This is a genomic window from Bacillus timonensis (assembly GCF_004799755.1).
Taxonomy (GTDB): domain Bacteria; phylum Bacillota; class Bacilli; order Bacillales; family Bacillaceae_L; genus Ferdinandcohnia; species Ferdinandcohnia timonensis_A.
In genome coordinates this window covers 83,110-95,361 of the sequence record NZ_SLUB01000007.1, presented here as the reverse complement: position 1 = coordinate 95,361, position 12,252 = coordinate 83,110, and the positions used below count along the sequence as shown (strand labels likewise).

10 protein-coding genes are annotated in these 12,252 nt (G+C 40.0%); 7 read left to right on the top strand and 3 right to left on the bottom strand.

The window, feature by feature from the left end; translation table 11 throughout:
• Positions 1-18 precede the first annotated feature (18 nt).
• Positions 19-1,680 (bottom strand): glutamine--tRNA ligase/YqeY domain fusion protein, encoded by a 1,662-nt coding sequence (locus E1I69_RS06345; RefSeq protein ID WP_136378759.1) that lies wholly within the window; start codon positions 1,678-1,680, stop codon positions 19-21.
• Positions 1,681-1,890: 210 nt separating this feature from the next.
• Here E1I69_RS06345 and E1I69_RS06340 point away from each other — a divergent pair, with 210 nt between their 5' ends.
• The 3 genes from E1I69_RS06340 to kynA all read left to right on the top strand — a co-directional run bounded on the left by E1I69_RS06340 (position 1,891) and on the right by kynA (position 4,061).
• On the top strand, positions 1,891-2,634 hold the full coding sequence (locus E1I69_RS06340; RefSeq protein WP_136378758.1) for a threonine/serine exporter family protein: 744 nt from the start codon (positions 1,891-1,893) through the stop codon (positions 2,632-2,634).
• 17 nt (positions 2,635-2,651) lie between these two features.
• Complete coding sequence (locus tag E1I69_RS06335) at positions 2,652-3,083, top strand: threonine/serine exporter family protein (RefSeq protein ID WP_136378757.1); 432 nt, start codon at positions 2,652-2,654, stop codon at positions 3,081-3,083.
• A gap of 156 nt (positions 3,084-3,239) precedes the next feature.
• Positions 3,240-4,061, top strand: a complete 822-nt coding sequence (gene kynA, locus E1I69_RS06330; RefSeq protein WP_136378756.1) for a tryptophan 2,3-dioxygenase — start codon at positions 3,240-3,242, stop codon at positions 4,059-4,061.
• A 140-nt stretch (positions 4,062-4,201) separates the two neighbouring features.
• On the opposite strand, the gene E1I69_RS06325 is transcribed toward kynA, so the two are convergent.
• Positions 4,202-5,038, bottom strand: coding sequence for a GNAT family N-acetyltransferase (locus tag E1I69_RS06325; protein WP_136378755.1), 837 nt, complete (start codon positions 5,036-5,038; stop codon positions 4,202-4,204).
• Between the two features lie 165 nt (positions 5,039-5,203).
• On the opposite strand from E1I69_RS06325, the gene E1I69_RS06320 reads away from it, so the two are divergent.
• The 4 genes from E1I69_RS06320 (at position 5,204) to E1I69_RS06305 (ending at position 10,509) form a co-directional block, all read left to right on the top strand.
• A complete protein-coding gene (locus E1I69_RS06320; RefSeq protein WP_136378754.1) occupies positions 5,204-6,190 on the top strand; it encodes a LacI family DNA-binding transcriptional regulator in 987 nt (328 codons plus the stop codon).
• A gap of 137 nt (positions 6,191-6,327) precedes the next feature.
• The gene (locus E1I69_RS06315; RefSeq protein ID WP_136378753.1) at positions 6,328-7,722 is read left to right on the top strand and encodes a sucrose-specific PTS transporter subunit IIBC; all 1,395 of its coding nucleotides are present in this window, start codon (positions 6,328-6,330) and stop codon (positions 7,720-7,722) included.
• Positions 7,723-7,831: 109 nt separating this feature from the next.
• On the top strand, positions 7,832-9,271 hold the full coding sequence (locus E1I69_RS06310) for a glycoside hydrolase family 32 protein (RefSeq protein ID WP_136378799.1): 1,440 nt from the start codon (positions 7,832-7,834) through the stop codon (positions 9,269-9,271).
• 287 nt (positions 9,272-9,558) lie between these two features.
• Positions 9,559-10,509 carry an aminoimidazole riboside kinase gene (locus E1I69_RS06305; RefSeq protein ID WP_136378798.1) on the top strand — a complete coding sequence of 317 codons (951 nt, stop codon included), beginning with the start codon at positions 9,559-9,561 and terminating at the stop codon, positions 10,507-10,509.
• Positions 10,510-10,702: 193 nt separating this feature from the next.
• Here E1I69_RS06305 and E1I69_RS06300 read toward each other — a convergent pair whose 3' ends face one another.
• On the bottom strand, positions 10,703-12,076 hold the full coding sequence (locus tag E1I69_RS06300) for a dipeptidase (protein WP_136378752.1): 1,374 nt from the start codon (positions 12,074-12,076) through the stop codon (positions 10,703-10,705).
• Between the last annotated feature and the right edge of the window lie 176 nt (positions 12,077-12,252).

Below are 12,252 nucleotides of genomic sequence, written 5' to 3'. Positions count from 1 at the left end.
TGTGCACGAGTCTCTTTTTTATAATTTGAATGAACTTTTCAATGAAACAGTTAGGTTAAAGACGAGATGGTCTTCTGTCGTGTGTTTTGGATCGACATTAAAGTAGCCATGTCTAAAGAATTGGAACTTATCATGTGGCTTCGCATCCTTCATGTTAGGTTCAACGAATCCATTTAAAACCTCAAGGGAGTTTGGATTGACATAATCAAGGAATGTTTTGTCTTCTTCCTCATCCTCATTTTCTTCCGCATCTAAAATCAGTGGCTCATAAAGACGGAATTCAGCTGGCACCGCTTGTGTAGCCTCCACCCAGTGAATCGTACCTTTTACCTTACGACCCGTAAAGCCAGTACCACTCTTTGTTTCAGGGTCATACGTACAACGAAGTTCCACTACATTTCCTTCTTCATCCTTGATTACTTCTTCACATTTAATGAAGTAAGCATGCTTTAGACGAACCTCATTACCAGGGAAGAGACGGAAATATTTTTTCGGTGGATTTTCCATGAAATCCTCTTGTTCGATATAAATTTCACGAGAGAACGGGATTTGTCTAGTTCCCATTTCCGGATTTTCAGGGTTAATCTCAGCATCGAGCATTTCCACATGACCTTCTGGATAGTTCGTTATGACGACTTTAAGTGGATTAATGATACCCATTGTACGTGGTGCTTTTAACTTTAAATCTTCACGAACGAAATGCTCAAGCATTTGTGTATCAACGGTACCGTTGTTTTTCGCGACCCCTAACTCACGCAAGAATGTACGGATTGCCTCAGGTGTATATCCTTTTCTTCTTAGTCCAGAAATAGTTGGCATGCGAGGGTCGTCCCATCCGTCCACATGACCTTCCTCAACTAGCTGCTTCAATTTACGCTTACTCATGACAGTATTTGTTAAATTGATACGACCAAATTCAATTTGTTGAGGTTTACTTTCCATTTCACATTGCTCAACAACCCAATTATAAAAAGGACGTTGATCCTCAAACTCAATCGTACAAATAGAGTGAGTTACACCCTCAATTGCATCCTCAATTGGGTGAGCAAAAGCATACAATGGGTAGATACACCATTTATCACCTGTATTATGATGAGCTGTATGTGAAATTCGGTAAATAACTGGGTCACGTAAATTAATGTTCGGCGACTTCATATCAATTTTTGCACGTAATACTTTTTCACCATTTCCGTATTTGCCTGCACGCATGTTTTCAAATAACTCAAGGTTTTCCTCAATCGTACGGTCACGGTATGGACTTTCTTTTCCAGGCTCTGTTAGAGTTCCGCGGTATTCACGGATTTCATCTGCACTTAAATCATCCACATAGGCAAGACCTTTTTTAATGAGTAAAACAGCCCGGTTATACATTTCTTCAAAGTAATCCGAAGCAAAAAAGAGACCGTCCCAATCATAACCAAGCCATTTTACATCCTCTTTGATGGAGTTTACAAACTCAATATCCTCTTTCAAGGGGTTTGTATCATCAAATCGCAGGTTTGTTCGACCCTTAAATTCATCCGCAAGGTCAAAATTTAGAATGATTGATTTGGCATGCCCGATATGTAAGTACCCATTTGGTTCTGGAGGAAACCGGGTAACGACATGATCGCGTTTTCCTGTTTCTAAATCATCGATTATAATATTTCTAATAAAGTTTGAAACGTTATTATTGTCCACGCTTATAACCTCTTTCGTTATCCTGTACTAAACGTTCAAAAATCACAATCGATTCGTGTCTTTTTGAACATCCTCTATAATGGATGAATATATCATAAATCCAGAAGAATTACCATTATTCTCATGTTTACCAAACTTTAAGTTGATTATGAGGCTGTCTTTCATATAAGCTTTACAATATGTTATTTTTTAATCATGGAGCGGTGTTTTATGGAAAAAAAGAGTGAAGTCATGGAAATCTGCTTGTTGGCAGGAAAAATAATGCTTGAAAGTGGAGCAGAGACGTATCGAGTAGAGGATACGATGAACCGAATGGCCGCTGCATTTGGGATTTTATCTTCCCATAGTTATGTGACACCAACTGCCATTATGTTTTCGATGAGTGATACAGAACCCACTAATTTAATACGAATCAATGAGCGTTCCACTGATTTAGAAAAGGTAACCCTCGTGAATAGCATTTCACGCAAAATCAGCAGCGGGGATTTAACACTTCAGGAGGCAAAGCATGAGCTAGACGCCCTTTCAAAAAAGGATCTTTCCTATCCCGTCTGGATACAGATTCTTGCAGCAACCCTTGCTAGTGGCTGTTTTACCATCATGTTCCTTGGAACCTGGACGGATTTTTTACCAGCGTGTGTGGCGGGAGGAGTAGGATTTGCCTTTTTTATCTACCTTCACCGGCTGATTCGAATCAAATTCTTTGCGGAGTTTTTGGCTTCATTTTTAATAGGAATGGTTGCCTATCTATTTATCAGGACTGGGATTGGATCAGAGCTTGATAAAATTATCATCGGATCTGTGATGCCACTTGTTCCAGGTTTACTGATTACAAACGCAGTTCGTGATTTGATTGCGGGACACCTCGTTTCTGGGATATCTAAAGGGGCAGAAGCGTTTTTAACAGCCTTTGCAATTGGAACGGGAGTAGCAGTGGTCCTTGCGATTTTCTAAGATGAAAGGAGTCTACAATGCTTGCTCATTTGGTTACTAGCTTAATTGCTTCTAGCACATTCGGGATCATCTTCAATGTTCCCAAAAAGTCCCTTTTAAAATGTGGACTAGTTGGGATGATTGGTTGGATGTTATATATCAGTTTATTTTTGAGAGGCGTTGATGCGGTTTATGCGACGCTTGCTGCCTCCGTTTTAGTCGCGATCATCAGCCATATTTTTGCTAAAGTATATAAAAACCCAGTTATTATCTACAGCATCGTCGGAATTATCCCGTTGGTGCCAGGTGGAATCTCATATGACGCGATGAGGAACTTTGTTGAAAATGACTATTCAACTGCTTTACCACTAGCGGCAAGGGCGTTTATGATTTCGGGTGCCATTGCATTCGGGCTCGTCATATCAGAGGTATTGAATCAGTTGATTATTAGAAGAAGAAAAAAAGTATAGGTTGAAGCCACTAGGAAATGGATTTCCAGGTGGCTATTTATTTTTTGCAACGATCGACAGAGCCAAGTGCGGTTAAAGAAAATCATAAATATGTAGGATTTTTCGGCATATTCATAGAAAGTAAAGATTAGGATTCAAAATGGAAAGGAGATGTGTATGAGTAAAAACGACGGTATTTATGATGATTTATCAAAGGACATGACATATGGAGATTATCTTCAGTTAGATTCTTTACTTTCGAGTCAGCATCGACTCTCTGAACATCATGATGAGATGCTGTTTATCATCATTCACCAAACAAGTGAGTTATGGATGAAGCTTATTTTGCATGAGGTGAATGCAGCAAAAGCGTCTATTTTAAAAAGTGACCTTGAACCTGCATTTAAAATGCTATCAAGGGTCTCACGCATTCAGCAGCAATTGATTCAATCATGGGATGTTCTATCAACGTTAACTCCATCAGAATACATGGAATTTAGAGGTGAACTCGGAAAATCCTCAGGCTTCCAGTCCTATCAAAATCGGCTAATTGAGTTTGCGTTAGGACATAAAAAGCCGAATGTACTGGGTGTTTATAAGCATCAACCTGAAGTTTATAAACAGGTTGAGACCGCGATTAGAGAAAAGAGTATTTATGATGCGGCAATTCTTGCTCTTTCGAAAAGAGGCTTTACGATTGACAAAACCTGCTTGGATAGAGATTGGACGGAGGACTATAAGGCCAACGAAAGCGTCGAACAGGCTTGGCTTGAAGTCTATCAAAATGTTGAAAAATATTGGGATTTTTACGAGCTTGCGGAGAAGCTAGTGGATATCGAATCACACCAACAAAAATGGCGATACAATCACATGATTACCGTCGAACGAATTATCGGGTACAAGAGAGGGACAGGTGGCTCGGCAGGTGTCGAGTATTTGAAGCAGGTCATGAACCATCGCTTTTTCCCAGAGTTGTGGAATATCCGGACAAAACTATAGAGGTGTATAACTCAAAAATGGACATTCAAATTCAAGCGGCTCCAATAGAGAAAGAATTTCGGAAGAGAAACTGTTCGATTCAGGAGTTTACCATATAAGTTGTCTAGATAAAAAAAGGAGTTAACCGCGAGGAGAACTCCTTATTTAATGACAAATTGATCAAACGGCAAGTAATAAACGGGGTAATGATCAAGTTGTTCAAAGCCAACTTTCTTGGCAATCGCAATGGAGTCTTTGCGAAATGATTCTGTTGTCCAGTGCGGGTTTCCGCTTCGACTCAGACATTCCTTAATAAAGGCTCTTGCCATGGCTGTAGCAAGCCCTTTTCCGCGATGACTTGGGTCATATGTATTAATTCCAATCTCGTATTCATTTTTCGATACAAAAACAGACAAACACGTTCCGATAATCGTTGAACCTTGAACGACGGCATACCCGAATCCTTTTTGAAAAAATGCATCCAAGGATTCGCCCCAAAACTTTGTGATTTCATTTTTAACGATGTGGCTTTCATCCCAATCAATAAGGTCCTTATTAATTATTTTTAACTCATAGCCCTCAGGGATTTCCAGCGCATCGTTTGGAATAAACCATGCTTTATGAAAAACAAAAGGGACACGTTCACCTTTCAGCAAGGGAACTCGTGTGAAAATCGAATCAATGGATCCATTCCACTGATGGTTTGAATAAATTTCGAGATTTAATGTATCGTCCTCAGGGAGTGCCTCAACCCTGATCAAGGATGCAATGTATTCCTCAAGTTTAGAATTAAACTCTTGATTATCAACTTTGCCACAAAGATAGAACATCTCATTTTTCGCCCAAATAAATGCTGTTTCGGGATGATTCAGATTGTCTACAAAAATCTCTCCTGGATTGTTCCCATCAATAACACCATTAATAACTGGATGGTTCGCTAATCCCGGAAGAAGTGGCTTTACTACTTTAAAGTTACCTTTTTTAAGTTTATCAATCATTTACCCCACGACCTTTTCCAATTCAAATACCCCTGTATATTCATTTTATTATAATGGATTCCAACATTCTAAAGAATAAATATTTTTCGAAGTTACTAAAATTCCTTTTGTACTTGAACGAATTGTGTAAAATAGAGAGGAATGAACAGTACTGGAGGAAATGTCATGGTGACGATGAAGGAAATTGCGAGATTGGCGAATGTGTCGAGTGCGACTGTTTCGCGCGTGCTGAACAATTCAGGGTATGTAAGTGATGATGTTCGCAAGCGTATTTTAAAAATTATCGAGGAAACAGGCTATATACCAAGTGAGCATGCAAAAGCATTGCGGACCAAGCAATCCAATGTCATTGGTGTCATTTTACCAAAGTTGAGCACAGAAACAGCAAGTAGAATCGTTAATGGAATCAGCGAAGAACTCGCAAAACACGGCTATCAAATCTTACTTACAAATACAAATTTGGATCCGAAAAAAGAAATTGAGTATGTGAAGCTTTTAAAAAGCAAACAAGTTGATGGGATCATTTTGCTTGCAACCAATCGTGGTGAGGAGCTGTTAGAGGAAATCAAAAAACTACGGATTCCGTTTGTTGCGACTGGACAGGAGATGGAGGGGGTACCTTCTGTCATTAATAATAACTTCCAAGCAGCAAAGGAAATCACGAATCTGTTAATAGAAAAAGGTCATCGGAGCATTGCATTTATTGGTGTAGATGAGACGGATTATGAGGTAGGATACAAAAGGAAAGCGGGATACGTAGCGGCTTTGGAAGAAAATCAACTACCTGTCGCCAACAAATGGCTCGGAAAAGCAGAATTTACAATTGAATCTGGATATTCGACAGCTAAGAAAATATTTGAAGCTTCTATCGAAAAACCAACTGCCATTGTGGCTGTAACTGACCGTTTGGCGATTGGAGCAATGGAATATTTAAAAGAACAGGGCTTGGAGATTCCCGGTGATGTAGCCTTAACCGGTATGGGGGCATCTGATTTATCAAGGTATGTTTCTCCAAAATTAACGACCGTTGATTTTCTTAGTGAATATACAGGGGCTGAGGCAGCTAAGACATTGTTAGAAATTTTACAGGAAGGGACTTCCATAGAAAAAAAACAAATCGACTATAGACTAATGATTCGAGATAGTATATAATCAGTCTCGTACTAAATGTGTAATCGATTACACAGGAGGTCTTTATATTTTTTAAAGAAATGTGTAATCGATTACCTATTCTTTAAATGTATATGTAATCGATTCCATACAGACACTATTTTTAGGGGTGATTCTAAATGTCAGAAAATCGTCGAATTGCAGAAGAAATTATCGAAGCAGTTGGGGGTAAAGAAAACATTCTTTCTGCTGCACATTGTGCAACAAGATTACGAATTATGGTTCAAGACAAAGAAAAAATCAACCAGGAAAAGGTTGAAAATGTAGATAAGGTTAAAGGGGCATTCTTTAACTCTGGTCAGTTCCAAGTCATCCTTGGTACGGGAACAGTAAATCGGATTTATGAAGAAGTTGAAAAGCTCGGAATCGAAACAACAACAAAATCCGATCAATCAAAAGAAGCCGCGAAAAGCGGAAATGCTTTTCAACGTGCAGTTCGTTCATTTGGTGACGTGTTTGTCCCAATCATACCTGCACTAGTTGCAACAGGTCTGTTCATGGGTGTTCGTGGATTAGTGATGCAAGAGCAAATTCTAGCATGGTTTGGTTTAACACCCGCGGATATTCCTCAAAACTTTATTTTATTTACACAAATCTTAACAGACACAGCCTTTATTTTCTTACCAGCTCTGGTCGCATGGTCCACATTCCGTGTGTTTGGGGGTAACCCAACCATCGGACTTATACTTGGTTTAATGCTTGTTAGCCCGTCCTTGCCAAATGCATGGGGTGTTGCAGGCGGTGACGTTGAACCTATCAAATTCTTTGGATTCATACCAGTAGTCGGTTACCAGGGTTCAGTTATTCCGGCCTTTATCACTGGTATTGTTGGGGCAAAGCTTGAAAAATGGATCCGCAAACGTGTTCCAGAAGCACTAGATTTAATTGTGACTCCATTTTTAACTTTACTCATCATGATTGCATTAGCTCTATTTGCAATCGGACCAGTGTTCCATACAGTTGAAAATGTCATATTAGATGCAACAGTGGCTGTACTTGAATGGCCATTTGGTTTAGCAGGGTTAATTATTGGATTCCTAAATCAGATTATTGTTGTTACAGGTGTCCACCACGTCTTTAACCTTTTAGAAATTCAATTACTTGAAAGATTTGGATTCAACCCATATAACGCCATTGTCACGTGTGCGACGGCAGCTCAAGGTGGAGCGGCTTTAGCCGTAGGATTAAAAACAAAATCAGTAAAATTAAAAGCTTTAGCTTTACCATCTACCTTATCTGCATTCTTAGGAATAACAGAGCCCGCAATTTTCGGGGTTAATCTTCGTTATGTGAAACCATTTATCATGGGACTCATCGGCGGTGGTGTTGGAGGCTTCTTAGCTTCAATCTTTGGTCTTAAGGCAACTGGAATGGCAATCACGGTAATCCCAGGAACATTGCTTTATTTAAACGGACAAATTTTACTCTATATCCTTGTGAACGTAGTAGCCATTGCTGTTGCCTTCGTTCTTACTTGGATGTTCGGCTACTCAGATAAAATGCAAGAAAAATAAGAAATTGCAAGGCGCCCGCAAATAGGCTTATGCCCCGAGCCAATGGCGCATGGCAAGACAAAAACAGAAGGCAAGTAATCACTTGCCTTCTTTACGTAAGGAGTTCATCATGAATCAGCAAGATTTAATCGAAAAAGCAAATCAGGAAGTTGAGCGAAATAGGGAGAAGGTCGAAAGCGACCCATACCGTTTGAAATTTCATTTAATGCCGCCTGTTGGTTTATTAAATGACCCGAATGGGTTCATTCAGTATAAAGGTGTCTACCATTTGTTTTACCAATGGAATCCCTTTGAAACGGCACACGGTTCGAAATTCTGGGGACATTACACTTCAAAAGACCTCGTGAATTGGGAACACGAGCCGATTGCACTTGCTCCAAGTGAATGGTTTGAGAAAAATGGGTGTTATTCGGGAAGTGCAATTGAGCATGACGGAAAAATGGTATTATTTTATACAGGGAATGTGAAAAGTGAAGAGGGTGAACGTGAGACTTATCAATGTATGGCGGTCTCAAGCGATGGTTTCACTTTTGAGAAAATGGGACCTGTCATCCATCTTCCAGAAGGGTATACAGCCCATTTTCGTGACCCAAAGGTTTGGAAAAGAGAAGATACGTGGTACATGGTGTTGGGTGCACAAGATCTCAACGAACAAGGGAAGGTCGTTCTTTATTCTTCACAGAACTTAACGGATTGGGAATTTCATGGTGACATTACAGGTTCGGATCTGAACGGATTAGGACCGTTTGGCTACATGTGGGAGTGTCCTGATCTTTTTGAATTGGATGGTAAAGATATTCTCCTTGTTTCTCCTCAAGGCCTTGAGCCGGAAGGTGATTTGTATCATAATTTATTTCAAGCGGGCTATTTTGTGGGCGAGTTGGATTATGAAAAGCCGTCCTATCAGCATGGTGCATTTGCTGAATTAGATCGTGGTTTTGATTTCTATGCTCCCCAAACCACTATTGATGAAAAAGGACGAAGACTTCTTTTTGCATGGATGGGAATGACCGATGATTATGAGAAATATCAGCCAACGATTGAAAACGGCTGGATTCATGCGATGACATTGCCACGGGTTCTTTCGATTAAAGGTGAAAAAGTAATCCAACAGCCTGTAGAAGAGCTAAAGCCGTTACGGAAAAATGAAGTTGCGTATGAGAATGTTCAAGTTAACACAGAGATTGTGACGCTGGATAAGATACACGGGAAAACAATGGAAATGCTTATTGATGGAATGTCATACCATTCAGATTCCTTTGAAATCACATTCAGAGGGGCTGCGAGCTTCTTTTATTCTGCAAAAGACAATAAAATGAGTCTCCATCGGAAGAACTTTAAAGATGGGCGTGTGGAATCTCGGCATTGTCAGATTTATGGGATTAAAAAGCTACACGTGTTTTTGGATACTTCCTCAATTGAGATTTTTGTAAATGATGGTGAGGAAGTTTTTACAGCACGATTTTACCCAAGTACGAAAAATGAGTCCATTTCTTTTAAAGCGGAAAGGAATCTTCAATTTAATATAAAGAAATGGGATTTAGCTTGAGGTATATCTTTGAATAATAAAAAAAGAGTGTACCGTAAGCGAGGTTTCTTGGTATATGCTTAAGCGAAAAAATTCCAAGCGTGTACCGTAAGAGGGGTTTCGCAGTACATGCTCAAGCGAAAAAGTCCCAAGCGTGTACCGTAAGAGACGTCTCATGGTACATGCTAAAGTGAAAAAGTCCCAAGCGTGTACCGAAAGAAAGGTTTCGCGTTACATGCTTAAGCGAAAAATGTTTAAGGATGTATCAAGGTTTAACCAATATAATAATAATGAAAGAAAGTGAAGCGATGAAACAGGGAGTCATTTGTTTAGGTGAAGCTTTAATTGATTTCATTCCACTTGACCAAGACAATATGCAATTTTTAAAAAGCCCAGGAGGAGCACCGGCGAATGTAGCGGTTGGAGCAGCAAGGCTTGGTGCGAAGTCCTCCTTCATTGGTAAAGTTGGGGACGATGTTCTTGGGAATTTTTTAAAACAGACCTTGGAAAATTACAATGTCCAAACGGGGGCTATGTATCTTTCAAAGGAAGCTCGCACAGCTCTAACGTTTGTAACACTTGCTGAAGACGGTGAGCGAGAGTTTTCGTTTTATATTGAAAAGAGCGCGGATCGCTTTTTAACTCCTAATGAGATTCCCACGTCTCTTTTCGATGAGCATAATGTGTTTCACTTCGGTTCAATATCCTTAATCGACAATCCGGCAGAATCTGCAACGAAAAGGGCACTCCAACTGGCCAAGGAAAATGGGCTCGTTATTTCCTATGATCCGAATTTGCGACCGTTGCTTTGGGAGAGTCTCGACATAGCGAAACAGAAAATAGTTTCCATGTTAAGTGAGGCGGACGTCGTTAAATTATCAGAGGTAGAGTTAGAGTTCATTACGGGTGAAACGGATATTGAACGCGGAGTTGAAAAACTAGCTGAGTACAATATTCCGCTTTTATTCATCACGCTCGGTAAGGATGGTGTGCATGCTTTTTATCGGGGTGAGTCTACTTTTGTGAAAGCTCAGAAAGTGAAAAGCGTTGACACGACAGGTGCGGGAGATGCATTTGTGTCAGGTTTGCTGTACCAGTTTAGTGAGAGAGATAAAAAGATAACGGATTATACTTTAGACGAAATCAATAAAATCACTACTTTTGCTAGTGTGTCTGGTGCGCTTGCCGTCTCGCAAAAAGGAGCTATGAGCGCATTGCCAACGATTGAACAGGTTCAAGCGTTTTTGGAAGGAAAGTAAGGTGTAGTCAAAGAGATTCTGTTGATGAATTGCGTTTTACTGAACGGTAATTGCGCCTTATTTCATGGAATTGCGCTTTATTTTTATTAATTGCGCACTAATCCTTAAGATATGCGCGTTAATTTTGATAATTGCGCTATAGCAAGCTTCAACCAAAAAAGGTGGACCCCAATACGGGAATCCACCTTTTTTCTTACAATGACTTCTCTAACTCAAACCAGTATGTGCACAAAGTTTCCAATCCCTTGTCAAAATTCTCAAGATGGAAGTGCTCGTTTGGTGCATGGAAGTTTTCAGTTGGAAGTCCAAAGCCCATCAATACAATTGGAGCATGTAGAACTTCATCCAAGGTTGCGATAATTGGCAATGATCCACCACCACGAGTAAATGATGTTGGCACTTTGTATACTTCTTCATAAGCACGGCTTGCTGCTTGAATCGCTGGATGGTCGAATGGTGTCACATATGGTGCGCCCTTATCAAATAGCTGAAGGCTGACTTCAACACCAACTGGTTTATTTTTCTCAATATGTTGTTTTAGCTGTTCAACAATAACATCAGGATCCTGATTTGGAACAAGACGACATGTGATTTTTGCATGAGCTTCAGATGGAATTACAGTCTTAATGCCATCACCCTGGAATCCACCATAAATGCCGTTAATATCAAGAGTTGGACGGACCCATGTGCGTTCAAGATAGCTATAGCCCTTTTCACCGTAAAGAGCAGGAACACCAAGCTCTTGACGTTGTTTTTCCTCATCAAAGTTTAACGCTTCATATGCTTGTTTTTCTTCATCTGTTAATGGAAGCACATCCTCATAGAACCCTTCAACAGTCACTTTTCCGTCCTCACTATGGAAGGTATCCAATAATTGAACAAGCGCATTAATTGGGTTATGTACACCACCACCGTATAGACCGGAGTGTAAGTCGCTGTTAGAACCTTTCACATCGATTTGAAGACCTGCCAGTCCCCGTACACCGTAGCAAATCGTTGGTTTTCCACGTTCGTTCATGCTTGTGTCAGAAATAACAATGACATCAGCAGCGAGTAACTCTTTATTTTCCTTAACAAAAGCAGGGAGGTTCGGGCTTCCGATTTCTTCCTCACCTTCAATACAGAATTTGAAATTAAGCGGCAATGTCCCTTCCGACTTAAAAATGGCTTCTAACGCCTTCAAATGCATGAAGGTTTGCCCTTTATCATCACTTGCTCCACGTGCAAAAATTTTATCATCGCGAATTTCTGGCTCGAATGGAGGGCTGTCCCATAAATGAAGGGGGTCAACCGGCTGAACATCATAATGTCCATAAATTAATACAGTTGGTTTGCCTTCAGCATGTAGCCAGTCCCCATAAATAACGGGATGTCCTTTCGTGGGATGGATACTGACATTCTCCATCCCAATTTTACGAAGTGCCTCAGCAACCCACTCTGCAGTTCGGTTTACGTCCTCCTTGTGGTCAGGCAATGCACTAATGCTCGGAATGGAAAGTAGCTCAAAAAGCTCCTGTAAATGTGATTCGCGGTTTTCTTTTAGATAGGTTTGAATGTTTGGAATCATTTCGACTTCTCCTTATATCAATTTTTTGTAATTTTAAAACTTTGTAGTGCTTCATGAATTAATAATAGCAAATATTAAAACCGGAATAAATTACAGTATCAAGTTCTTTTTTTGGTTCGATATTTTATATACTTCATTAGAAGTAGTAAAGAGATGGGGGAAAGTCGTTTTTTTAC

Bases quoted from the DNA above. Each gene is read 5' to 3' on its own strand.
- E1I69_RS06340 (WP_136378758.1), top strand. From the start codon at position 1,891: ATGGAAAAAAAGAGTGAAGTCATGGAAATCTGCTTGTTGGCAGGAAAA.
- E1I69_RS06315 (WP_136378753.1), top strand. From the start codon at position 6,328: ATGTCAGAAAATCGTCGAATTGCAGAAGAAATTATCGAAGCAGTTGGG.
- E1I69_RS06335 (WP_136378757.1), top strand. From the start codon at position 2,652: ATGCTTGCTCATTTGGTTACTAGCTTAATTGCTTCTAGCACATTCGGG.
- kynA (WP_136378756.1), top strand. From the start codon at position 3,240: ATGAGTAAAAACGACGGTATTTATGATGATTTATCAAAGGACATGACA.
- E1I69_RS06310 (WP_136378799.1), top strand. From the start codon at position 7,832: ATGAATCAGCAAGATTTAATCGAAAAAGCAAATCAGGAAGTTGAGCGA.
- E1I69_RS06300 (WP_136378752.1), bottom strand. From the start codon at position 12,076: ATGATTCCAAACATTCAAACCTATCTAAAAGAAAACCGCGAATCACAT.
- E1I69_RS06325 (WP_136378755.1), bottom strand. From the start codon at position 5,038: ATGATTGATAAACTTAAAAAAGGTAACTTTAAAGTAGTAAAGCCACTT.
- E1I69_RS06320 (WP_136378754.1), top strand. From the start codon at position 5,204: ATGGTGACGATGAAGGAAATTGCGAGATTGGCGAATGTGTCGAGTGCG.
- E1I69_RS06305 (WP_136378798.1), top strand. From the start codon at position 9,559: ATGAAACAGGGAGTCATTTGTTTAGGTGAAGCTTTAATTGATTTCATT.